Origin of the sequence: Paenibacillus sp. FSL R5-0490 (assembly GCF_001956215.1) — a bacterium.
Taxonomy (GTDB): domain Bacteria; phylum Bacillota; class Bacilli; order Bacillales; family Cytobacillaceae; genus Cytobacillus.
On record NZ_MRTQ01000023.1, the window covers coordinates 18,474 to 39,242 of the forward strand.

At 39.4% G+C, this 20,769-nt stretch carries 26 protein-coding genes; 6 read left to right on the forward strand and 20 right to left on the reverse strand.

What is annotated here, in order from left to right; translation table 11 throughout:
* Nucleotides 1–73: 73 nt before the first annotated feature.
* Together BK139_RS17975 and BK139_RS17980 are read right to left on the reverse strand one after the other, a co-directional pair.
* Nucleotides 74–1,084 carry a SepM family pheromone-processing serine protease gene (locus BK139_RS17975; protein WP_076261502.1) on the reverse strand — a complete coding sequence of 337 codons (1,011 nt, stop codon included), beginning with the start codon at nucleotides 1,082–1,084 and terminating at the stop codon, nucleotides 74–76.
* Nucleotides 1,081–1,872 carry a patatin-like phospholipase family protein gene (locus BK139_RS17980; protein ID WP_076261506.1) on the reverse strand — a complete coding sequence of 264 codons (792 nt, stop codon included), beginning with the start codon at nucleotides 1,870–1,872 and terminating at the stop codon, nucleotides 1,081–1,083. The genes BK139_RS17975 and BK139_RS17980 overlap by 4 nt, the downstream gene beginning before the upstream one ends.
* A gap of 323 nt (nucleotides 1,873–2,195) precedes the next feature.
* Between BK139_RS17980 and ylbJ the strand changes: the two genes are divergently transcribed.
* Nucleotides 2,196–3,413 carry a sporulation integral membrane protein YlbJ gene (gene ylbJ, locus BK139_RS17985; RefSeq protein WP_076261508.1) on the forward strand — a complete coding sequence of 406 codons (1,218 nt, stop codon included), beginning with the start codon at nucleotides 2,196–2,198 and terminating at the stop codon, nucleotides 3,411–3,413.
* A 79-nt stretch (nucleotides 3,414–3,492) separates the two neighbouring features.
* On the opposite strand, the gene coaD is transcribed toward ylbJ, so the two are convergent.
* The 3 genes from coaD to BK139_RS18000 form a co-directional block, all read right to left on the reverse strand.
* On the reverse strand, nucleotides 3,493–3,972 hold the full coding sequence (coaD, locus tag BK139_RS17990; protein WP_076261511.1) for a pantetheine-phosphate adenylyltransferase: 480 nt from the start codon (nucleotides 3,970–3,972) through the stop codon (nucleotides 3,493–3,495).
* Nucleotides 3,973–4,031: 59 nt separating this feature from the next.
* Complete coding sequence (gene rsmD, locus BK139_RS17995) at nucleotides 4,032–4,586, reverse strand: 16S rRNA (guanine(966)-N(2))-methyltransferase RsmD (RefSeq protein WP_076261513.1); 555 nt, start codon at nucleotides 4,584–4,586, stop codon at nucleotides 4,032–4,034.
* A 350-nt stretch (nucleotides 4,587–4,936) separates the two neighbouring features.
* A complete protein-coding gene (locus tag BK139_RS18000; RefSeq protein ID WP_076261515.1) occupies nucleotides 4,937–6,340 on the reverse strand; it encodes a stalk domain-containing protein in 1,404 nt (467 codons plus the stop codon).
* A gap of 185 nt (nucleotides 6,341–6,525) precedes the next feature.
* Here BK139_RS18000 and BK139_RS18005 point away from each other — a divergent pair, with 185 nt between their 5' ends.
* Nucleotides 6,526–6,915, forward strand: a complete 390-nt coding sequence (locus tag BK139_RS18005; protein ID WP_076261517.1) for a DUF7147 family protein — start codon at nucleotides 6,526–6,528, stop codon at nucleotides 6,913–6,915.
* Nucleotides 6,916–6,950: 35 nt separating this feature from the next.
* Here BK139_RS18005 and BK139_RS18010 read toward each other — a convergent pair whose 3' ends face one another.
* The 5 genes from BK139_RS18010 to BK139_RS18030 form a co-directional block, all read right to left on the reverse strand.
* Nucleotides 6,951–7,226: a YlbG family protein gene (locus tag BK139_RS18010; protein ID WP_009330926.1), complete on the reverse strand. Its 276-nt coding sequence runs from the start codon at nucleotides 7,224–7,226 to the stop codon at nucleotides 6,951–6,953.
* A 162-nt stretch (nucleotides 7,227–7,388) separates the two neighbouring features.
* Complete coding sequence (locus BK139_RS18015) at nucleotides 7,389–7,826, reverse strand: YlbF/YmcA family competence regulator (RefSeq protein WP_076261519.1); 438 nt, start codon at nucleotides 7,824–7,826, stop codon at nucleotides 7,389–7,391.
* A 59-nt stretch (nucleotides 7,827–7,885) separates the two neighbouring features.
* Nucleotides 7,886–8,317 carry a hypothetical protein gene (locus tag BK139_RS18020; RefSeq protein WP_076261521.1) on the reverse strand — a complete coding sequence of 144 codons (432 nt, stop codon included), beginning with the start codon at nucleotides 8,315–8,317 and terminating at the stop codon, nucleotides 7,886–7,888.
* A gap of 116 nt (nucleotides 8,318–8,433) precedes the next feature.
* The gene (locus BK139_RS18025) at nucleotides 8,434–8,676 is read right to left on the reverse strand and encodes a YlbE-like family protein (protein ID WP_048011183.1); all 243 of its coding nucleotides are present in this window, start codon (nucleotides 8,674–8,676) and stop codon (nucleotides 8,434–8,436) included.
* A 12-nt stretch (nucleotides 8,677–8,688) separates the two neighbouring features.
* Nucleotides 8,689–9,096 carry a YlbD family protein gene (locus tag BK139_RS18030; protein ID WP_076261523.1) on the reverse strand — a complete coding sequence of 136 codons (408 nt, stop codon included), beginning with the start codon at nucleotides 9,094–9,096 and terminating at the stop codon, nucleotides 8,689–8,691.
* A gap of 159 nt (nucleotides 9,097–9,255) precedes the next feature.
* Here BK139_RS18030 and BK139_RS18035 point away from each other — a divergent pair, with 159 nt between their 5' ends.
* Nucleotides 9,256–9,753 (forward strand): PaaI family thioesterase, encoded by a 498-nt coding sequence (locus BK139_RS18035; protein WP_076261525.1) that lies wholly within the window; start codon nucleotides 9,256–9,258, stop codon nucleotides 9,751–9,753.
* Nucleotides 9,754–9,767: 14 nt separating this feature from the next.
* A complete protein-coding gene (locus tag BK139_RS18040; protein ID WP_076261527.1) occupies nucleotides 9,768–10,142 on the forward strand; it encodes a hypothetical protein in 375 nt (124 codons plus the stop codon).
* 12 nt (nucleotides 10,143–10,154) lie between these two features.
* On the opposite strand, the gene BK139_RS18045 is transcribed toward BK139_RS18040, so the two are convergent.
* The 3 genes from BK139_RS18045 to BK139_RS18055 all read right to left on the reverse strand — a co-directional run bounded on the left by BK139_RS18045 (nucleotide 10,155) and on the right by BK139_RS18055 (nucleotide 12,500).
* Nucleotides 10,155–11,222 carry a CAP domain-containing protein gene (locus BK139_RS18045; RefSeq protein WP_076261529.1) on the reverse strand — a complete coding sequence of 356 codons (1,068 nt, stop codon included), beginning with the start codon at nucleotides 11,220–11,222 and terminating at the stop codon, nucleotides 10,155–10,157.
* Between the two features lie 201 nt (nucleotides 11,223–11,423).
* On the reverse strand, nucleotides 11,424–11,855 hold the full coding sequence (locus tag BK139_RS18050; RefSeq protein WP_076261531.1) for a CBS domain-containing protein: 432 nt from the start codon (nucleotides 11,853–11,855) through the stop codon (nucleotides 11,424–11,426).
* Nucleotides 11,856–11,858: 3 nt separating this feature from the next.
* Nucleotides 11,859–12,500, reverse strand: a complete 642-nt coding sequence (locus BK139_RS18055) for a CAP domain-containing protein (protein WP_076261533.1) — start codon at nucleotides 12,498–12,500, stop codon at nucleotides 11,859–11,861.
* Nucleotides 12,501–12,735: 235 nt separating this feature from the next.
* On the opposite strand from BK139_RS18055, the gene BK139_RS18060 reads away from it, so the two are divergent.
* Nucleotides 12,736–13,095: a YugN family protein gene (locus BK139_RS18060; protein ID WP_076261535.1), complete on the forward strand. Its 360-nt coding sequence runs from the start codon at nucleotides 12,736–12,738 to the stop codon at nucleotides 13,093–13,095.
* 90 nt (nucleotides 13,096–13,185) lie between these two features.
* Here the strand turns inward: BK139_RS18060 and BK139_RS18065 are convergent, their stop codons facing one another.
* Nucleotides 13,186–13,536, reverse strand: a complete 351-nt coding sequence (locus tag BK139_RS18065) for an Asp23/Gls24 family envelope stress response protein (protein ID WP_076261537.1) — start codon at nucleotides 13,534–13,536, stop codon at nucleotides 13,186–13,188.
* Nucleotides 13,537–13,693: 157 nt separating this feature from the next.
* On the opposite strand from BK139_RS18065, the gene ytvI reads away from it, so the two are divergent.
* Nucleotides 13,694–14,752, forward strand: coding sequence for a sporulation integral membrane protein YtvI (ytvI, locus tag BK139_RS18070; protein ID WP_076261539.1), 1,059 nt, complete (start codon nucleotides 13,694–13,696; stop codon nucleotides 14,750–14,752).
* Nucleotides 14,753–14,824: 72 nt separating this feature from the next.
* On the opposite strand, the gene BK139_RS18075 is transcribed toward ytvI, so the two are convergent.
* The 6 genes from BK139_RS18075 to ctaD form a co-directional block, all read right to left on the reverse strand.
* Nucleotides 14,825–15,997, reverse strand: a complete 1,173-nt coding sequence (locus tag BK139_RS18075; protein ID WP_076261541.1) for a GNAT family N-acetyltransferase — start codon at nucleotides 15,995–15,997, stop codon at nucleotides 14,825–14,827.
* A 133-nt stretch (nucleotides 15,998–16,130) separates the two neighbouring features.
* Nucleotides 16,131–16,598: a DUF420 domain-containing protein gene (locus BK139_RS18080; protein WP_035328690.1), complete on the reverse strand. Its 468-nt coding sequence runs from the start codon at nucleotides 16,596–16,598 to the stop codon at nucleotides 16,131–16,133.
* Between the two features lie 229 nt (nucleotides 16,599–16,827).
* Nucleotides 16,828–17,730: a cytochrome c oxidase assembly factor CtaG gene (gene ctaG / locus BK139_RS18085; RefSeq protein WP_076261543.1), complete on the reverse strand. Its 903-nt coding sequence runs from the start codon at nucleotides 17,728–17,730 to the stop codon at nucleotides 16,828–16,830.
* A 178-nt stretch (nucleotides 17,731–17,908) separates the two neighbouring features.
* Nucleotides 17,909–18,244: a cytochrome c oxidase subunit IVB gene (ctaF, locus tag BK139_RS18090; RefSeq protein WP_076261545.1), complete on the reverse strand. Its 336-nt coding sequence runs from the start codon at nucleotides 18,242–18,244 to the stop codon at nucleotides 17,909–17,911.
* Between the two features lie 4 nt (nucleotides 18,245–18,248).
* Nucleotides 18,249–18,878, reverse strand: coding sequence for a cytochrome (ubi)quinol oxidase subunit III (locus BK139_RS18095; RefSeq protein WP_076261547.1), 630 nt, complete (start codon nucleotides 18,876–18,878; stop codon nucleotides 18,249–18,251).
* Nucleotides 18,878–20,746, reverse strand: a complete 1,869-nt coding sequence (gene ctaD / locus BK139_RS18100) for a cytochrome c oxidase subunit I (RefSeq protein ID WP_076261550.1) — start codon at nucleotides 20,744–20,746, stop codon at nucleotides 18,878–18,880. Before ctaD ends, BK139_RS18095 begins: the two co-directional genes overlap by 1 nt.
* Between the last annotated feature and the right edge of the window lie 23 nt (nucleotides 20,747–20,769).

Below are 20,769 nucleotides of genomic sequence, written 5' to 3' on the forward strand. Positions count from 1 at the left end.
AAGGCTAATTGCTCCAGATAAAAAAGAAAAGCCAGCGGCATCTCTCGATTGGCGCTGGCTTCTGCAAGTTTTTTTAATCCAGGTTCCTTAAATATTCCACTGCATCATCAAACGTATCCACCGGAACGATTTTCATATCGGTCTTAATATCCCTGGCTGTTGCAGCAGCTGCTCTGTAATTGGAGTCTTCTGCTCCATTTTCGTTAGGCGCAAGGAAAATTTCTGCTCCTGCTTTGTCTGCTGCTACGATTTTTTGCTCGATCCCGCCAATTCTCCCGACTGTCCCTTCGGAATTGATTGTTCCGGTACCGGCTATTTTATAGCCTCCCGTCAAATCTTCTTTTATTAGCTGATTGTAAATTTCAAGAGAAAACATCAGTCCGGCAGAAGGGCCGCCAATTTCTTCACTGTCAATATTCACAGACGGTTCGACCTCTATTTCTTTGTCGTCAACAAGAGTGATCCCTACGCCAGGCTTTCCTGTTTCCTCAAGTGTTTTTAAAGGAATCGAGGTTTCCATCGTTTTATCCTGTCGTTCAAAAGTTAGTGTTATTTCACTGTCCTCCTGTTTATTGGAGACAGCACTGATAAATTCGTCAGAGGATTCGAACTCCCTGCCGTCCACTTTAAAGATGCGGTCACCTGCCTGAAGTTTGCCGTCAGCGGGCATATCAGGCAGCACATTAAGGACATATACGCCATTATAAAGATAATGAATGGGCAGGCCGGCTTTTTTATAAGCCGTTTCAATAGCAGCCAGTTTGGAAGTTGCCATCATATGAAGCTGCCGTACATTATACTCTTCATCTGTTTCATTCTCAGCCCGTATTTCTTCCACAGGATACAATTCCTGATACTTGCTGAATTTGGCGGCCATATATGCATATATATTCGCCCGGCCCATTCTTACGGTAGTCAGCATGAAGCTGCCTTGTTCTTCATAGCCGTTCTCCACCTCAATAATCGGTTCGAGTTCTTTTGCCATACCCGGCTTTGATACATAATAAGGCAGATAATAAAACGAACTGGCCACAAGGATAACTGCCAAAATCAAGAAGGAACGGGTATAAAATTTGCTTTTCATGAATCAGGATGCTCCTTCCATTTAGTTATGTAATGATTAATAGTGTCAATATGCTTTTTTGCTTCTTCTTCGCCAATTTTGATAATTTCTTCAATATTTGTAAATGCGCGTGAGCTATACATTTCCACCCTTGGTTTGATCATAAAATCAGAAGCAATTTCCCGGTGACTGACAAGCTCCATCTGCATGATATCCAGACTCTGCATGATTACGTCATAGATTGAGGTGATTTCCGCATTTGTCTTAACATGTGAAACATCGATTGCGATGACGATATCAGCTCCCATTTCCTTAACGACTGACACAGGAACCCGGTCCACTACTCCCCCGTCCACTAGAAGGCGGCCATTTAATTTTTCAGGCACAAATATACCCGGGATGGATATGCTTGCCCTAACAGCATCAGAAATGGGGCCGCTTTTAAAAACAATTTTCTCACCAGTCATTAAATCTGTGGCCACTACATTAACAGGAATATCGAGGTCCTCGAGGTTCTTTCCATGAGTAAATATACGGATCAATTCCTTTACTCGTTTCCCTGCCACAAAACCCATTTTAGGAACTGTAAAATCTAAATAATACTTCCTTTTAAATGCTTTGGAAAGCTTATATAACCGATCAACATCCAGACCCGCCCCATAAAAGCAGCCTACCATGGCACCCATGCTGCTGCCGGCAATATAATCAATCGGTATGCCGGCTTCCTTCATGACCTTGATCGCACCCAGGTGGGCGAATCCCCGAGCTCCTCCCGAACCAAGTGCCAAACCTATTTTCGGACGCTGCAAAAGACTCCCCCCTTATAGCCACTGGCCGATTCGAACTTATGTTTATTCTATTCATTTTATTTCTAAAAGAAGCATATTATAAAAATTTTCAGCTGAAAATTCACTTATGCCTGTACCTAATTCTATGGTCTATTTTAAAGTTCTATGAGTATATTGAGTTATATGGGGACAAGACTTGGCAGCACAGGCTTTATCACCGTATACCTTTGTTCCGGATTCAAATAAATGAAAAGGCCGGAGAAAAATATAGATGCAAATGCTTCTTTATTTTACCATTGTTTAAATTCATTTCACAGTCAGTACAACTTGAGGGAGGCTTGTCCGTGTTTCGTTCCAAATTAAAAACGGTTACTCTTGCACTCTCTGTAACCTTAATGGCCATCTCATTAATTTCATTTCCCCAGGAATCGGTTGATGCATCCATCAGGGGGTTAGATATGTGGTGGGAAATCGTCTTCCCTTCATTGCTGCCTTTCTTCATAGTATCAGAAATGCTGATCGGCTTTGGTGTTGTTAAATTTATTGGAGTACTTCTTGAACCTTTGATGAGGCCACTTTTCAGAGTACCTGGGGTAGGCGGGTTTGTCTGGGCAATGGGGATGGCTTCAGGCTATCCGGCCGGGGCAAAACTGACCGCAAGGCTGCGGCAGGAGGGACAGCTCTCAAAAACAGAAGCAGAGCGCCTGGTTTCCTTTACTAACTGTTCAAATCCTTTGTTTATATTCGGTGCCGTATCGGTTGGTTTTTTTAATAACGCCAAACTTGGGGTGATATTGGCTCTGGCACATTATCTCGGCAATATTACCGTCGGTTTATTAATGAGGTTCTACGGAAAGAAGCCCAAGCAGCCTTCCCATGGTGCAAGGACGTCAAAACCATCTTTAAGGGCTGCCTTATCAGCTCTTCATCGGACAAGAATAAAGGATAATCGCCCGATAGGCAAGCTTCTTGGTGATGCAGTCATGTCATCCATCCAGACACTTCTGATGATCGGCGGATTTATCATTTTATTCTCTGTTATTAACAAGCTCCTATTTCACATTGGAATAACGGCATTCCTTGCTAAAGGTTTAGAAGCCGTATTGTCAATATTCAGCCTGCCAACAGAATTAAGCATCCCGTTCATTTCAGGTTTGTTTGAAATAACACTTGGAAGCCAGATGACAAGCCAGGTTCAGCAGGCAACATTAATGCACCAGGTCATCATTGTCAGCTTCATACTCGCTTTCAGCGGATTCAGCGTGCAAGCTCAGGTGGCGAGCATCCTGGCACAAACCGATATTAACTTCAAGCCTTTCTTCTTCGCAAGAATTGTTCATGGCTTTGCAGCTGCATTTTATGCATTCATTCTTTGGCAGCCAATTTATGAACGCTATTACAATACAGAACAGCCATCAAATGCCATTCCGGTCGGTCTTTTTGAAAAATACTCGTTTCTCGGTAAATTAATGGATGGATTCGTCTCATCCGGACCGATTATTACTATACTTGCACTTTCAATTTATACTTTAATGCTCGCCAGGCGTTTGGAAAGGAAGTAACAGCAAAACGGGTACCTATCAGGCACCCGTTTTATTAAACCCCATACAATCAGCAGGCAAGGATATCCCCGCTGATTAATTATTGGAACTTGTTTTTCAGAGCTTTTTCTACAATGTCGGGAACTAGTTCTGATATTTTCCCGTTATATTTTGCCACTTCTTTCACAATGCTTGAGCTTAAAAACGAATATTGATTGTTAGTCATAATAAAAAAGGTTTCCACTTCATCATTTAAGACTCTGTTCATGGATGTGATCTGCATTTCATATTCAAAATCAGAAACTGCACGAAGGCCTCGAATAACAGCACTTGCATTTACCGATTTTGCATAATCCATCAGCAGCCCCTGAAATGAATCAACTTTAACATTCTTAAGATCCTTCGTAACTTCTTTTATCAGATGAATTCTTTCTTCAACATTAAAAAGAGGGTTTTTTGAAGAATTATTCAATACAACCACATAAACCTGTTCAAATACCTTTGCCGCTCTCTTAATAATATCCAGATGACCGTAAGTAATTGGATCAAAGCTGCCTGGACAAACCGCGATGCCTCCCATTGTTATCCCCCTGTCACATTCTTGTTATGTATATTTTCCATTAGCTTTCCAAGTATGTATTATTCAGCCCGGCTGTAGATAGAGATAGAAATTATCCCGTAATTTTCATGCTTCTTTTGAACCAGTCTTCCAACAGTTTCAGGGAGCTCCACATCTGATCCATGTTCGCATAGAATTGTTCCCTGATCCGAAAGCAGGTTATTCTCATCAATAACTTTAAGAAGCTTAAGCAGCTGCTGTTTGCGGTATGGCGGATCGAGAAATATATAATCGAAAACAAGATCTCTCTTTAAAATTGCCTTGAGTGCACGATCTGCATCATTTCGATATATTTCCGCCTTTTCATCAAAATCGCAATTGCGTATATTTTCATGGATGGTCTGAATGGCCTTTCCGTCCCTATCCACAAAAATGACCTTGTCCGCTCCTCTGCTCAAAGCTTCAATACCAAGGCCGCCGCTGCCGGCAAAAAGATCAAGCCCCTGGCCACCGTCAAAATAGGGCCCAATTATATTAAAAATAGCTTCTTTTACTTTATCAGTAGTCGGACGGGTTGAGCTGCCCGGAACAGCTTTTAATATCTTCCCTTTTCTAGTTCCCGATACCACTCGCATACGATCACCACTAACCTGCAATTTTTCAATTTTCCTGTCGAAATGGAAAACTGTTTTTTTCTATCCTATCCTACCATATCTTACAATTCGTGGCCAACCGGCAAATTGTAAGCGAGATCATCAGCTGGAAAAAAATATAGCAGGAAGTGTATATCCTTGAGGAATGTGGAAATAATGTAATTAACAGCATCTATTCAAGGATGTTGTTGCCAACCGCGGAGAAGACTTACGTTTCCCCATAAGTTCTTCCTCCGGTTTCTCCTCTCCCTTTGCCTTCTATCCTGAAAAGGATATAGAAGGACCCTGCAGTTAACTGCAGGGCTTTTTATTTTGTATTCTTTTAAATTCTGTCAGGGGGTCAGGTGAATCCCGCCTTCTCTTTCTTCAGCAGTCACTCCAAAAAGTGCTTTAAACCATTGGATTTCCATCCATATTGTTCCGTTTTGCCTAGTTAATGGATTCATAAGCAATCCATAATCTTCTTCATTATAGATAAAAACATTTTTATTCAAATAAAACCGATAACTGTTCTTCCCTTTTGACACAAGCATCGTTTCCTCACCGGAAAGGACCTTAACTTCATATCCTAATGACTGCATCGAGGCTGTAAATGGCAGAAAAATGAGACCATCCCTATATACTAAATTTATGCTCGCCTTCTCAGCACCAGACACCCATAGCTTTTTTTCTTCCTGAAAATACAGAGGGACAAGCAGTGCTTTGCTTTTGATATTCATGGTGAAAAATTGTGTGTGCAGACCCTTAGCATTGCCTAAAAGTTTGTCCAGCTTTTCTGTATTCAGAGTATCCTCCTGTAATACATTTAGAAGAAAATCCTTTAGTTCACCTTCTGTCAACTCCCCCTGCAATTCCTTCAGGACTAGTCTTCCTTCCGATGAGCCAGGTTTTAAATCTAATAATCCTGCTGTGAAAGCATCAATAATCCAGTCAGGAAAGCCATCTGCAAATTTTCTTTGAAACTGCAAAGCTATAAGCTTTTTTTCCAGCTGGTCGACTTTAATGTGTGGAGATGCAATCAGGATATTTTCATCCATATATTCAGGGTAGCGATTGGTAAGGATAATCGACATAAATGGAAAATTCCCGATGTCATCCAGTTTCTTAAAATCCAAGCTGGCTGCCCGAATATCAGTTGTGTATGCATCTGTATTGTTTATAGCTGTCTTCAAAAGCGGTTCCTCTTGCCAGTAAAGTGATGGAACATTTCCATAACCTTCGAAATAATAGTAATCGATATGATCTAGTTTCTTTTGGGCTTTAAGCCTAATCCCTGCTGCCCAGGAACCCTCTCTTTTGAAAGAATCCGAAATTGATATGGACAAGCCTTCAGCCTTTATTCCGGGGATTTTAACAAACCAATCCGTTAACAGGAATGCTTTTTTCTTTTCATTTATCGGTACAGTATACTCAAATATCATCTGATCATCAGCAGAAAAAAATGTATAAGGACTTTCGTCTGCTGAATCACAGGCTTTTCCCGTTCCAGTCTTGCAATTCCATTTAAATAAAGTGTCGGGGATATCAAGCCTATATTCTTTTCGGTCCAGAAGTCCGTTTAACTTTTGAGTGATTTTTAGTTCTTTCTGATGCGTTTCGACTATGATTTCCTGTGTAATCGCCTCGGAACTGTTTATGGCAACCGCACGATCAGAATAAGTCTGCCACTGCCACAGTACCATACCTGAAATAATTCCAGACAAAAGTAAAAAAATAAATAAAGATGCCTTCCACATTGCTATGCCCTCTTAGTCATTTTTCTTTTAACCTAACAATACCAAAGGGAAGGTCATCAGTCACATTAATTTTTATAAATTTTATGATTTTTTTCCATTCTATTTTTATGCTTAAAATGATAAAGTATGGATGGACAAAAATCATTTAATAAGTGAATGCGTTGAGTTTTAAGGAGGTTCTAATTTTGATACAGCGTTTTATAGAAATAGGCGAGGGATACTCAGATATTTATGAATTAATTGAAATTGCACGGGCGAACAAGCATCGATTGTCCCACATGGCAGCTTTCCATACGAGCATCAATAATAGAGAAATGACATCCCTTGCAGTCATATTGAAGCCGACAGACCCGGGAGAATTTCAGCCGTTATATATTTGCCGTGAAGGGATCCCAAATCCCAAGTCAGTGCCAAATAAAAGGTATGATTTATTCGAGGATGCAGCGAAAGAAATGAATAAAGAAATTATTCAGCTGACAGTAAAGCCTTCTGCTATTTTTAATGAAAAGGAATTATATTATCAATATTTAATAGGAATTCTAAGGCTTAATCATTTTATTGCACCTTTGCATTAAATGAGAAAAAGGCATGAGCTTTTGCTCACGCCTTTTTATATTCCCATCTTATAATCATATTCTTTAGCCTTGTCCGGTTTGGAATTTTCAAATTCCGTTTTGAGGAACGGCTTATAGGATGGTTCCACTTTTTTAACAAAAGAATATGAATTTATCTTCTCCATAATTGTTTCCGTATCTGCAAGATCACAGTATAGCACTACATATTTGAGCCGTTTTGAAACATAATGTACATTTCCAAATCTTCTTAACATTTTTGCCTGCTTTAAAGAATAAAGCCATACGATTATTCCTTGCCTTTGACCAAGCATATAGTTTTCCCCTTCAGCGATCGTTTGTTTTATTTAGTCTAGCACAGAAAAATAACAGTTTTCAATGGGAAGGTTCAAACTGCATATTTTATTTAAAAAGAAAAAACCAGCATTAGCTGGTTTTTTGAACGCTGCCTCAGTGGACAGAGCACTTACTCTTGTCTAAGAACAGCCACAGCTGCCTCCAGAACCGCAGCCTCCTCCGCAGCTTGATTCAAAGAAAGGATTGCCGGTGGGAACTTTAATGTGTTCGGATACAGAACGTCCTATCAGCATGCTTACCTCATCCAGGAGAGTTTGCAGAGCGGTCTCTGCTCTTCTGAATTCCGCCACATGTATATCCATGTCCATGTCGCGCTTTAGCTCCCTAATAGACATCATCACCCTTTTATATTCTGGATGATATTTGCCAAATCGCTGAACTTCTTCATACAGTTCTTTCATTTTGATAAAATCCTGTATCTTCCTTTGAGTTTCACGGCTGTTCTTTAATTTATATAAACTTTTGCGGTAATGTTCCGCTTCTTCAGATTCTGTAATCATCGCTGCAAGTTCGTCAGCTTTGTCCAAAATAGCCATTCTTTCTAATGTAGCAAGCAAAATAGCCCACCTCCGTTTCTTATTTTATCATGAAACGGTTTAAAGCTAAAGCAAGCAGACTAAGGAATCACCACAAGAAAATCTCTTTTCAAAGAAGCTTCAGCCCTGTCGCCTTTAACAAGTTCCAGTCCGATTCGATGTTTGCCTGAAGGAAGCCCCTTTATAATAAAAGCAGCTGAATGGATTTCATCCTTCTTCTTTCCGTTTACATACAGGATAATTTTGCCTTTTTCTTTGCTGCTTTGCTTTCTAAAGGACACATCCTGCACAATACATTCAATAAAAACGTCTTTTCCTTTTATTTGATGCCTTACAAAAAAGGGATCCCTGGCAGAGCTTTCCACACCCGAAACCGGCACCGGCTGTTCTGCTTTAACGGCATTCACAGCAGGATTGGCTTCCGCTTTTGTTTCGGGCTCAGGAATATCTTTCTGGCACGCTGCAAGAACAAAAATAACCAGCAATATAAAAAAGTATATTTGCCTTTTCATTATTTTACACTCCTTTAGGATGTCTTCCGTAACGCTCTAATAAAGTTAGTGTTTGCCCGGCTGCTTATTTTTACTCTATAACAAATAAAAAGCTTCCTCGTGTGCGAGAAAGCTTTCTAATTGGATTGAGAATTCATGGCCTGAAACATGCTCATCATCATGGAGGCCATTTGCACTCCATTCGTGAATTTTTCAACCTGATGTGGAATTGTTTTTTTATAATAGTGCAGTGCGGCCACTTCCAGAGATTGAATTTCGTTTGGATTTCTGCTCAATTTTCTATACCAATAAGGCTGCTCACGGATAAATTGCCTAAGATCCTGCTTTTGTTCAAGATACTCGACGATATCTTTTCTCATCTGATTAACCCCTTAATCCTTATTAAATGTAAAAGGGCTGCTTGGTTTAGTCATACTTGGCTTTGAGCCTCCCGATGGTTTCTGGCCGCCGCCTTGAAATTGCGAAATAACCCCCTGCACAGTTGAAAGTGCCTGGCTGAGATTAGTGATGTAACCCTGCATTTGATTCGCATCCATTTGCTTAAGGGTACCCATAATGCTGCCCATCCAGTCACTTTTTTTCTCTTCGGTCTTTTGTGTATTTTCTTTGTTTTCTCTATAAGAGTCCCACCTTGAATCTTCTTCCCCAAGCAAATACCAATCCTCATATAATTCCTGCCACGTTGCATTACCATCCCTGACTTCTTTGATGATCCGGGGATTCTGTTTAACAAACTCTTTAAACTTTTCAACAGAGGGATGAAGCTTCGTTTTGGACATAAAATATCACCTCGTTCTAATGCAAATGCCTATAATACCATATGAATATGAATGAAAAAGGTGAATATTTATATCTGCTTTATTGGTCCATTAAAATTCAAAAATTCAGCCATTAATGGTAATATATGAATGCAGAAAGATATTGAAAGGTGAATAATAATGAAAAGAGATCTTATGGAATTATTTGATCAGTGCACCAGGAATGCCACTGACGAAGAATTAACCGCATTAGAATCCCTGCTTTTAGGTTTTCATAAAAAACAAACCGGTCAAAACAGCTCTTATATTGGCGGACTGCTCCATATGGAACGGCATATAACTGAAGATGAATGCATACTGACAGTTCCTTTAAGTAAGATTGTCAATAATCCGCTCGGAATTCTCCATGGGGGAATAACCGCTACAATTATTGATTCTGCCATGGGAACACTTGCGGCTTCGCTTCTTCCTGAAGGTTTTGGCGCTGTTACGACACAGTTGAATATTCATTATCTTGCAGTCGGCAAAGGGGAATACGTAACATGCAGAGCGACAATTGACCATAAGGGAACAAAAAGCATGGTATTATCTGCAGATGTACTCCGTTCTGATGGAAGAAAAATTGCACAGGCAACAGGCAGCTTTTTTATCATTGAAAAGAAAAATGTAAATAATTAAAGGCAGGTGGAAAGATGGTCACCGCTATCGTTATTCCAATTATTTGCCTTTATTTTTATTGGCTGACAAAAAAGGAAATGCGGGAAGGCTATGAGAAGTGGGTGAGCCTTGCAGAGGTCCCCGAGGAAGCCATTATTTCAGGCGAAGTCGTCCATCTTAGCGATAGCAGACAGCGCTATAATTACAGCCGCTATGTACATGTTCTTGAACTGACCGTCCAAACAAAGAGCCTCAAGCATTCAAATATAAAAAAAATTACTCCTTTAATGACTAATGCTTCAATTCCTTCTGTCAAGATCGGTGATTCTGTCCACTTGTATGGAAATTGGAAAGATGACTATTTTCAGGTTGGCCGGATTCAGATTGCTAATAGTAAAAAAGAGCCTTAATTTAGGCTCTTTTCATTTTTTAGCTTCTCCATCAGCTTTTTTTATGAAATTTTGCGTATAATGCTTTTTATAAACTCCAACTCCAAGATGGGTAAACTCTTCTTTCAGCAGACTATCCCGATGGCCTTTGCTGTTAAGCCAGCCTTCAACAACAGCGGGAGCATCTGTATAATTTGCAGCTATGTTTTCCCCGGCCTCCTCATATGAGACCTCCGCAGCTTCAAGCCGGTCCGCCAAATCGCCGTAAGTTTTAGAAGTATGAGAAAAGTCTTTTGTTTCATACATATCTTTGCTATGAGCTAAAGCTGCCGCTGCAGTCGGATCATCCCATTTCAGCGGCTGTAAATGATGGCTGACTCTTATAACATTGGTAATGTCGAAAATTTGCTTCTCTTTCGCTCTCTCCACATCGTCTTCAAAAGCAGGAGAAGGCAATGGGGGCTCCAATAATTCACCACGGTAAACCATTTCATACGGGCGAAGCTTTATTAAAGTGGCTGCATCCATTAACCTCACGCTGGAAAGCGTCCCTGTAAATCTATCTATATTAAGCTGTGCATAGTATTCACCAACCATAACAAGCGGCCTTGTATTAAGGTCATCTTCAGATAACTCGAAACGGTATGAACTGTCTTTTACTTTAAGACTGAATTCTGTTTCAAAAAAGACGGATGAATATAATTCACCAATTGGCTGCCCTATTTTGAAAGGGTAAATGTCTGAATGTTCACCTGTCGCAAACAAACTAACCACTTTATTATTGCTGACGCCAGCCTGAATATACTCAGCGCCGCTTTTATTATATATCCACCAATCGTATCCATAAAAAGAGGGATCTATTCTGGACGGCTCTCCCAAACTTTCTTTAAGCTCCCCAGCTGATTTTCCCATTAGTGAGGCCACACCCTTTTCAGGGAACCCTGTATTGGAAGATAATTTATTTTCCTTATTATTTATATCCTTAATTGTATTTTCCTGACTGACAAGGATTTCCCCTTTTTCTTTACGCCCAATATCGATGTAAAAGCCTGCTGCCAGAAAAATGCAAATCAATACTAAAATTCGGAAAAGTGCTCGCAGAGAACCGTACCTCCCTTCTTTTACTCGCTGTATTTAAGGAAATTTAAAGTATAACATGCAGGCGTTCTGCTAAATGGAATCTAAATAAAATTATTGCATATATACTATTAATCATACCATTAGGTGTATTGTTTATCTATTATAAATAAGTTCCGTAACAGCATTTGCTGCAAAAAAAAAGAACACCCAGGTGGTGTCCTCTTAATGCTGTGCTTCAGATTCGTGTTTAGAAATATCAGTAAGGGCTTCTCCAGCCTGGTCATCTGTTAAATGACGCACGGCGAAGTCACCTAGTGAAACTATCCCAACAAGCTTGTCACCTTCCACAACAGGAAGCCTGCGAATCTGATGTTCTGCCATCAAACGGGCTGCTTCCCGAGCCTCTGTATCACTTGACACAGTTACTAAATGGCTGCTCATAATATCTTCTACTTTAGATGAAGCAGGGTGTTTTTCTGCCACACAGCGAAGAACAATATCCCGGTCGGTGATCATTCCGACGAGCTTATCACTATCCACAATCGGGATAGCACCTACGTTTAATTCTTTCATCTTAACTGCCACTTCATAAACATTGTCCAATAGTGAACAGCTTTCAACCTGGTCTGTCATAATATCGCGGATTTTTTCCATTTTTTATCCTCCTTCATTTTTTTCAACAATGAATATGGTCCAATAGTGACCGTGCAGGCCTCCTTGACAATATCCGGCACCGATATGGGTTGCCTTTTTGTTAAGAATATTTTCCCGGTGGACCGAGGAATTCATCCAGGCAGCAAAGATTTCATCAGCTGTTTTATAGCCCGCCCCGATATTCTCCTTAACGGTGAAAAATGAAATCTGCTGATTCCTTAACATTTCTGTAGGATTTCCATATGTAGGAGAATTATGTGAAACATATTGTAATTTCATCATATCCGAAGATTTTTTTTGGGCTTCAGCATTCAGCTGCAAATCTACAGACAACGGTTTTAGACTTAATTCCCTTCTTTTTTCGTTGGCGAGTCTCATAAGTTCATTTTCATTCTCACCCATATTTGGAAGAGCTATCTTCTTTCCATGGTCTGGAATGATAATCATTTCACCTGGAAAAATTAAATCAGGATTTTCTATCTGAGGATTGCTATTAATAATTTCCTTCAGATCTTTCTGAAATCTAAGGGCAATTTCCCAAAGAGTATCTTTTTGCTCAACTCTGTAATCTACAGCAGCACCTGCAGGCTGAGGTGTAAAGAATATTAGAAAAAATAAGATGCTGATGGCTTTGTATTTCTGCAATTGACGCTTCCCCTTTCACAGTTTTGCAGCTGCTCAGTTCCATTTGCTCAAGATATGCCAGACAGACGTTAAATATGGCATTTCAGCTAACGTTCTTTGACAGATGAATGTTTTCTTGCATGAATCCGTTGCAAGTTACGCTTTTTTCTACTATTATTAAATTTGAGATAAACTTGTTAAAATTATGCATGGATCCGTTCATCAGAACCATGGATTGTTTTCAGGAGGGACAATTATGAAATTTGAAAACACAGGTCTGGAAAATAATAAAGCAGACTTAACCCGCTTAGATGAAGTAATGCTTTCACACGGCCTTGTCCGTGAAGGGCAATGGGATTATGAAAGAGTTACATATGACCGTAAATTCGAATTAAAAGAAGGCGTTTTTTACCTTCGTGTATTTGGATATGCTGCTGAAGGAGATGTAGGAGCCCATAGAGCAACTATTCAGCTTATGACCCCGCTGCTAGGCAAACATTACTATCCGCACGGTGTAGAATACGGCGAAGGCGAAAGCTTCCCTAAATCATTAGTAAGCCAATGCGAAAAAATTCTTAGTGAAATTAAAGCTGAAATTGACCAATTTGCTGAGTAATTTTTGCTAAGATTACAGAATGTTTTTTCTGCATAAAAAGACGCATGAACATCATGCGTCTTTTTTATATCAACTTTGGACCCGCTAAATTTAATTTTCTGAAAGAGCGCTTCCTGCAGATATAATTTTTTGGACTGAGAGATCCACTCTTTTTACCTTCAGTCCTGTAAAATGGACAATCTCATCCTTGATTTCTTTCTGAATCCGGAGAGTTTCCTCCAAAATATTTTTTCCATTTACTATGTTAAGCTTAATTCTCAAATATACTTCAGTGTTCTTAAAAGTTATGGAGATTGGTTCTTCTTTTCTCTTAAAGAAAGTGAATCTTTCATGCTTAAGAGGAATAACATTTTTTCTTTCCTCCAGGCTGGATTCTACGATTGCGGAGATTATATCACTGGCTGCCTGAATCGTCTCGAAGTCAAGATGGGCGTTATGCATCTACCGTTCACTTCTTTCTTTACGATTTTTAATATACGGGCAATAATCTCTCAGCTTTAAACCGTTTAATTTTTTGTTTTTATAATATTTAATGCATACTATAATCAAAGTGTTACGGTCTTTTGATGGTTAACAAAATTGGGAAAGGGGACTTATTTTGTCTGCAATATTCACAAAACGTTTTTTATTAATATTGATTGCTGTAATTCTTATAACTGTCCTTTTTTATTTCATTTTGCCTGTTTCTGTTCCGCTGATTGTTGCATTTATTACTGCATTAATCCTGGAGCCAGTTGTGAAACTGCTGCAAAATAGAATAAAAATAAGCCGAAGAGTATCCGTGCTGATTACTTTTCTGGGATTTGTCCTCTTCATTGGCTTATCAGGTTACTTTATTACGACAAAAGTGATTACTGAAGCCATTAAACTTGTTGAAAATGCTCCTATGTACATTAATGAAATTACAAAAGCATGGCTCAGGGCAGAAGCGGACTTTTCCAATGCCGCCAAAGACCTTCCTAAAGACCTTGTTGATGAATTAAGCAACCAGATTCAATCCTTCTTGAATAAAACGAAGAATGACCTTGTCGCTTACGTAAATATAGATAGCTTAAAAGCACTTCTGACAAACATCCCGAATTATCTTGTCAGTTTCATCGTATATTTGATTGCCTTATTTTTGTTTTTAATAGATCTTCCGCGATTAAGGAAAGGCTTGTATAATCACCTTACAGAAAAAACAGCAGATAAAGTCAAGTTTATGACTTCACGGCTCTCTTATGTCGGGTTTGGCTTTTTCAAGGCTCAATTTCTTGTAAGTGTGATTATCTTTATCGTTTCACTGATTGGATTATTATTCATCAATCCAGAAATGGCATTGATCATGTCTATAATCATTTGGGTTATTGACTTTATCCCTATTATTGGCTCCATTGTCATTCTAGGCCCATGGGCATTGTTTCATCTGCTGACAGGAGATTTAGCTATGGGGACACAATTGGCAATTCTTGCAGCCGTCCTCTTAATTATCCGGAGGACAGTTGAGCCAAAGGTAATGGGCACCCATATAGGGCTATCTCCGCTTGCTACGCTAATAGCCATGTATCTAGGCCTGAAACTTATTGGAATACTGGGCTTCATCATTGGCCCATTACTGGTCATTGCCTTTAATTCCGCAAAAGAAGCAGGACTTATTAAGATGAATTTCAAAATATAAACTTAATAAAAAAATAAAAAAGCGTCCGCCTGGACGCTTTTTCTTTCCTGCAAACATCTCAACTTAGTTTCCTTAAAAAAAGTCATAGAAAAAGGACTTTTGCACAGGAATTTTTCCTTCAAGTATTTCTGCATCATTTCTTGGACCTTTAATTTCACCTAAATCATATAACTCCATTGGCCTCTTATAGCCAATTATAATCGCTGAAAGGGCATTGATAGACATATGAAGACCCCGTGCTGGAGGGTTAGTGCATTGGCTTCCTGCTTTCTCTTTAAACACCCTGACACCTTCGTCAGCAATTAGGTAACTTCCATTATTCCATGGTGCATGGTGATCCTCAATATGCAGAAAGACATTTTCACTATATTCATTGAAAGAATATTGGCCGAGACACTTTTCAGCATTGACGATTCTCCCCATAAAGTACGGAAAAACCTCCATTTTTAAATTAGGCTGATTCAGGTAATAAGGAAATGGATCGTGTACTGAAGTAATGATCTTTACTTCCTCAACCATCGAATCATGCTGACAGATAAAATTCCATAAGTTCAATCTGGCTTCCTGATTTAAAGCTGCGAATTCTTCGATATCCATTCTATTGTCTTTTACCTTAAATAATATATAGCCCTGTCCTTCACCTGATTCGTTAAAATACACCGCAATCTGGTAATCAGAATACACAAAGTTTTCCCACCAGTATGTGTCTCTTACAAGCCCTCCTGAATAACGCTGCATATATTCTTTATAAATCTTTTCGATGGTTAATGTGTGCTGGTTCTTAGTAAATCGCTTAATGGTCCCTGAAGATTTTCCCGTCATTTTTAAATCTATTTTCTTAATATGCGTTTTCTTATATTCAGTGAATATCTCCCATCCGTATTTTCGATAGAAAGAAATATCAAATGGATGCAAAAATGAAAATAGCTGATCCTTATTATTCATCTCGGCTAAAGCGTGCTTGATCAGACTGCTTACATGCCCCCTTCTTCTGAATTCCGGATATGTTGCCACACCAGCAACACCTCCCATATCCCATTCAAAGCCATTAATATGAACTTTCAGGGGGATGATGTGAAGTTTGGCAGCCAAACTTTCCCCTTCCCAGATACCAAAAATGGCATGATTTTTTAAACGTTCCATCCTGGCCGGGATGTCAGCTTCAGGCACATTATACTGGAAGGCATACATGGAAAGCTTCATGGCCTCAATATATTCATTCTCTGTTAATTTACTTACCGACACAAAATTCACTCCCAATTAAATATCATTCATAAATATTCGCCATATACTTATTAAGTCCTTTTAATTAAGAAGTGGATAATTTTTTGGGCATAAAAAAAATACCGCTAAACAGCCAGCGGCATCTCATAACCTGTTACGTACCCAGGATTGCTTTTATAACTGATGTGGTTTCTCCTCCATGGTAGAAAACATACAGCAGCAGATAGACTGCAACACCTGTTATGCCAGTAAAAAACCAGACCACACTGGTTATCGGTCCCAATTTCCTATGTGCTGCCACTTTATTTTTATAGCCCGTATATAACGAGATAATTCCTAAAACTGCCCCAACAGTTGCCAGGGTAATATGGAAAATTAAGAAAATCGTATAATAAATTTTTATATCATCAGGGCCGCCAAATGCAGTATTCCCAATAAAAACAGTTCTGCTGGCATAAATGATAAAGAAAATAACAGCAAACACAGCAGCCAAAGTCATTGTTTTCTTATGAGCCTCAAGCTTTTTTTTGCTGATTTGTACCCAACCAATCGCAACCGTTATTGCACTTAATACAATAAAGGTCGTGCTTATGGTAGGGAGTATAGGTAATGAGTATTCCATAAATTATTCCTCTCTCCACTATCAGTTTAAAATTCATCTTCACGGTATTATTTATCACAAGGTTCATTTTATTAAAGTGTACTATATTTTTCAACAAACTGTATGAGCTTTTAATAAAAGTTCCTTAAATGTTCAATATTTGTTTCATTCCATGTGATCATGATCATTGCAATATACATTTTTTACTTTTTCAAAAAAATAAACTCCAGCCTCTGACTGGAGTTATTTTTTATTTTACTAAATGCGGATTTAATAATGCTTCTTCTTCTGAAGGCGTAATTTCCTGTTCTTTTTTGTACCAAGCATAGAAGATTTGCGCAAGAATAAAGCCATATACAATTTCCTGGATAATCTTCATGATGACCCCGCCAAGCTGCTGATCGTGTATAAGAGACATTGAATTGAACATTTCCGGCCCGCTAAGATTCAGGCTTGCCAGTGTCGCAGAAGGAACACATAACTGAAGGGCCTGTGCCCATGCATTTGGATCAGAATATGTGCTGTACATTGGAGTATCTGCAAAAATGATCAGAGCACATGCAGGAGTCAATAAAACACCATTTGCAAAAATATATCCTACCTTTTTCAAGCCGTCCAGTGACTCCATTTCAGGAAGCTCATTAATAGTCGGCCACCACATAAAGATTGCCAGAAGAAACAGGCCAGATGTATATACAGTATGAAACATCATATCCGTTTTTACCACGTCAAAAACATCTGGTATGTGGTATATAGAAAATACTCCATTAAACAGAATAATGGCGATTAATGGCTTTGTAAAAATACTGAATACAGGTTTAATAGCTTTGTGATTAATCACTCTTCTCCACACCCACTGAGGGGTTCCCATGACTACAAGGGGAGGAACAACTAAATACAGGATAGCCATCTGTATCATATGGGCATAAAACATTAAATGGCCCATCAGGTCCAGCGGAGAGCCTTTGATCGCATACAACACAATCATAGCGACTGTAAAATACCCACCCTGCCTTTTAGTTAATGGCTCACTATCTTTGAACTTTCCACGATACTTTACTGTTAACATAAAGTATCCTGCAAGAATCAGTGCTACAAATAAAAAGAAATATGGACTCCAAAGTGCACGGAAACCGAATATTTCCAAAGACATGCTATCACCTCATTAAATATTGCTCAATCGGCCTTAAACGTTTCCAATACTAAGCGATATTGACAAGTACTATTATACTCTCTTCAGTCTGCAATCTCAATAAATCGGAAATTGGGTATTTGCAAATACTTCATTACATAAAAAGAAAATCGGCCAACAGCCGATTTTCTTTTTGAACTTACCACCAAATAACAGTCAAGAAAGTAATGATAGTGATAAATCCGACAAATGCTCCTGAGTATAAGAACAAAGACGGTGCTTCATGACCTTTGTGGCTCATATGCATGAAATAATATAATTGGAAGATTACTTGCACAAGAGCAAGAATCAGGATGAACGGCACTATAAACCATCCGGAGAAACCTTCATAACCTGCTGCTACGAACGCAACAATTGTCAGGAAGATCATTAGTGCAAATGTGATAACTTGATGTCTCATCTCTTCTGCACTTTTTTTGCGTCTATATTCAATGTCTACTCTTGGGTTACCTGAGTTTGGTTGTTGATTGGCCATCAGTTTATCCCACCATTCCCATTAAATATACTACTGTAAAGATGAAAACCCAAACAACGTCGATAAAGTGCCAGTATAGGCTGGCTACATAAAACTTAGGAGCATTGTAAAGGTTCAATCCTCTTTTGCTGTTGCGGATCATCAAAGTAGTGATCCATAATAAACCGAATGCCACGTGAGCACCATGGAATCCAACTAACGTGTAGAAGGCTGAACCAAAGGCACTGCTTGTAAAGCTATGATGGAATTCATGTACATAGTGATTGAACTCGTAAATTTCCAAACCAAGGAATCCAAGTCCAAGCAAAACAGTAATTCCAAGCCATAGCTGCATTTTTTTGAAGTTGAAGTTCTTCATGTGATACATAGCATATACGCTTGTGAGCGAGCTTGTTAATAGCAGCATTGTCATAATAAATGCCAATGGAATTTCAAACAAGTCTTTCGCAAGAGCCATGTCACTGCTAGGAACTTTGTCTTTTAAAGCAAGGTAAGTGGCGAATAGGGAGGCGAATAAAACCGTCTCTCCCCCAAGGAAAAACCAGAAACCTAAGAATTTGTTCTTGGCTTCGAGGGTTTGCTTTTCAGGCGAAGCAGGCCATGTTTCATAAGTCATTTTTTGTTCAGTAGCCATTATGCCTTAACCCCCTTATCATTATTGTCTTCCAAATCTTCTTTATGAATGTGGTATCCATGATCATCCTTGACAGAACGAACAAACATGGAGCCTAGAGTAATAAGCATACCCACAATTAGTACTGGAATACCCCAGCTGTGTTCTTCGTGATACATTGCACCAAATGCAGCAACAAATAGTCCGAAAGAAATCACAAAAGGAATGAACGAGTTGTTTGGCATATGGATGTCACCTAGCGGCTCTGCAGGCGACATGCCTTTTTTGCCTTCCATTTTTTCAAGCCAGTATGCATCAAGGCCGCGAATCAGCGGAAGCTGCTTGAAGTTATAGAATGGAGGCGGTGAAGGAATGGCCCACTCTAAAGTACGGCCGTCTCCCCAAGGATCATTGCCAACTTTTTCATTTTTAACGCTGGTAATAACAACATTTATTAACAAGATGATTACTGCAGCTGCCATGAAGAAAGCACCAACAGTACTTACCATATTCGACGTTTCAAATCCCTGTCCAGGAAGGTACGTGAAGATACGGCGCGGCATTCCCCAAAGTCCAAGGAAATGCTGGATAAAGAATGTTAAATGGAATCCAATAAAGAATAATACGAACGTAATTTTTCCAAGGAATTCGTTTAACATTGTACCGAACATTTTAGGCCAGTAAAGGTGAGCACCCGCAAATAGTGCAAACACAACACCGCCGACAATAACATAATGGAAGTGGGCCACTACAAAGTAGCTGTCATGGTACTGGTAATCCTGTGCAGCAGACGCCAGCATAACACCAGTAACACCTCCGGCTACGAATGAAGGAATAAAGGCAATAGCCCAAAGCATCGGTGTTGTGAAAGTGATGCTTCCTCCCCACATTGTAAATAGCCAGTTAAAGATTTTAATACCGGTCGGTACTGCAATTGCCATTGTTGCAACAGCAAAGATCGCGTTTGCAATCGGCCCCATACCAGTTGTAAACATATGGTGAGCCCATACCATGAATCCTAAGAAACCAATAAGAACCGTTGCGAATACCATTGAAGAGTATCCGAAAAGGCGCTTTCTTGAAAAAATCGCAAAAATCTCGGAGAAAATACCGAAAGCCGGCAATACCAAGATGTAAACTTCAGGGTGTCCAAAAATCCAGAAGAAATGCTCCCAGATAATTGTGTTACCGCCCATAGCAGGATCAAAGAAGTTAGATCCAAACATACGGTCGAAAATTAACAGGAATAGTCCTACTGTTAAAGCAGGGAATGCAAATAAAATCAATGCTGATGTAACAAATGTAGCCCAAGTGAACATAGGCATACGCATGTATGTCATACCAGGGGCACGCATGTTAATGATGGTAACAAGGAAGTTGATCCCCCCGATTAACGTACCCGCACCTGATATCTGCAGTCCAAGTGCATAGAAATCGATTCCATGCCCTTCAGAAGCAATTGATAGAGATGCATAAGAAGTCCATCCGGCATCAGGAGCTCCTCCTAAGAACCATGACAGATTCAAGAAAACTCCACCAAAGAAAAACAGCCAGAATCCTAAAGAATTCAAGAATGGGAATGCAACGTCACGCGCACCAATCTGAAGTGGCATAACAGCATTCATAAAAGCAAAAATCAGTGGCATAGCCGCCAAGAAGATCATCGTTGTACCGTGCATAGTTAAAATTTCATTATACAATCCGGCACTTACAAAGTCATTATTTGGTACTGCAAGCTGGATACGGATGAACATAGCTTCCAATCCGCCAAGCAAGAAGAAAAATCCGCCAGCTATAAGATAAAGGATTGCGATTTTTTTATGGTCAACTGTAGTTAAGTAATCCCATAAAACCGCTCCGAAACCTTTTTTTTGTGCTAAGGTACTCACAATTTTACCTCCCTTTTCAAAAA

Coding starts and splice junctions, on each gene's coding strand:
- BK139_RS17975 (WP_076261502.1), bottom strand. CDS start 1,084: ATGAAAAGCAAATTTTATACCCGTTCCTTCTTGATTTTGGCAGTTATC.
- coaD (WP_076261511.1), bottom strand. CDS start 3,972: ATGGGAGGCATCGCGGTTTGTCCAGGCAGCTTTGATCCAATTACTTAC.
- rsmD (WP_076261513.1), bottom strand. CDS start 4,586: ATGCGAGTGGTATCGGGAACTAGAAAAGGGAAGATATTAAAAGCTGTT.
- BK139_RS18000 (WP_076261515.1), bottom strand. CDS start 6,340: ATGTGGAAGGCATCTTTATTTATTTTTTTACTTTTGTCTGGAATTATT.
- BK139_RS18010 (WP_009330926.1), bottom strand. CDS start 7,226: ATGCTTGGTCAAAGGCAAGGAATAATCGTATGGCTTTATTCTTTAAAG.
- BK139_RS18020 (WP_076261521.1), bottom strand. CDS start 8,317: ATGAAAAGGCAAATATACTTTTTTATATTGCTGGTTATTTTTGTTCTT.
- BK139_RS18025 (WP_048011183.1), bottom strand. CDS start 8,676: ATGAGAAAAGATATCGTCGAGTATCTTGAACAAAAGCAGGATCTTAGG.
- BK139_RS18030 (WP_076261523.1), bottom strand. CDS start 9,096: ATGTCCAAAACGAAGCTTCATCCCTCTGTTGAAAAGTTTAAAGAGTTT.
- BK139_RS18035 (WP_076261525.1), top strand. CDS start 9,256: ATGAAAAGAGATCTTATGGAATTATTTGATCAGTGCACCAGGAATGCC.
- BK139_RS18040 (WP_076261527.1), top strand. CDS start 9,768: ATGGTCACCGCTATCGTTATTCCAATTATTTGCCTTTATTTTTATTGG.
- BK139_RS18050 (WP_076261531.1), bottom strand. CDS start 11,855: ATGGAAAAAATCCGCGATATTATGACAGACCAGGTTGAAAGCTGTTCA.
- BK139_RS18060 (WP_076261535.1), top strand. CDS start 12,736: ATGAAATTTGAAAACACAGGTCTGGAAAATAATAAAGCAGACTTAACC.
- BK139_RS18065 (WP_076261537.1), bottom strand. CDS start 13,536: ATGCATAACGCCCATCTTGACTTCGAGACGATTCAGGCAGCCAGTGAT.
- BK139_RS18080 (WP_035328690.1), bottom strand. CDS start 16,598: ATGGAATACTCATTACCTATACTCCCTACCATAAGCACGACCTTTATT.
- ctaG (WP_076261543.1), bottom strand. CDS start 17,730: ATGTCTTTGGAAATATTCGGTTTCCGTGCACTTTGGAGTCCATATTTC.
- ctaF (WP_076261545.1), bottom strand. CDS start 18,244: ATGGCCAATCAACAACCAAACTCAGGTAACCCAAGAGTAGACATTGAA.
- BK139_RS18095 (WP_076261547.1), bottom strand. CDS start 18,878: ATGGCTACTGAACAAAAAATGACTTATGAAACATGGCCTGCTTCGCCT.